This window comes from Calidithermus terrae (assembly GCF_003574345.1).
GTDB classification, from domain to species: Bacteria; Deinococcota; Deinococci; order Deinococcales; family Thermaceae; genus Calidithermus; species Calidithermus chliarophilus.
Genome location: NZ_QXDL01000461.1, coordinates 1 through 720, shown reverse-complemented (window position 1 = coordinate 720; position 720 = coordinate 1). Strand labels below are relative to the sequence as shown.

Sequence of the window (720 nt, the reverse complement as noted above, 5' to 3'; positions counted from 1 at the left end):
GCCCAATTAGGGCAGGGGTCGGGGGTGGGGGCGCGGCCCCTCCCCTGCCCGCTGCCGCTCGCCCCCCGCCGGGCATTACGGGTATTAGATTAATGGGGACGAGCCTGACATCCCCCCTGCCGCCTCGCCGTGGCGAGGCGAGACCCGGGGCATCCGCGAAAGGGGTTTTATGAGCCGGCCAAGACCCGCGGGCAGGCCCGGTGGCCACGACGGCGGCGACGACAACCCCCTCCCCGAGGGCGCGGCCGCGCGGCACGAGCGCGAGCTCGCCGCCTACGAGCGTTACCTGCTGCTGGAGAAGGGCCACAGCCCGCGGGGGGTGCGGCGCTACCTCTACGACCTCAGGCTGTGGCTGGCCTTCCTCGAGGCCTCCGGCCTCCCCCCCGGCCCGCAGGCGGTGCGCCGGCTGATGGAGGAGCGCGGCTTCCGGCCCCGCCGGGCCCAGGGGGTGCTGGCCGCCATCCGCGGCTACTACCGCTGGCAGCGGGAGGTGCGGGGCGGGGAGGTGGAAGACCCCACCCTCTCGGTGGCCCGGCCCCGCGCGGGCCGGCGGCTGGCCCGCTACCCCTCGCGCGAGGAGATCGCCCGGCTGCTCGAGGCCACGCGCTCCGAGCGGGAGGAGCGGCTCCTGTCCACGCTCATCCGCTTCCTCTACGGCAGCGGCCTGCGCCTGTCGGAGGCGCTGTCGCTGCGGGTGGAGGGGCTGGTGTGGGAGGGGGA

1 protein-coding gene is annotated in these 720 nt (G+C 75.8%); it reads left to right on the top strand.

Annotated elements, in window-relative coordinates:
• Positions 1–169: 169 nt before the first annotated feature.
• Positions 170–720: tyrosine-type recombinase/integrase (locus Mterra_RS21580; RefSeq protein ID WP_170159789.1), on the top strand; the 551-nt coding region annotated here is incomplete at its 3' end.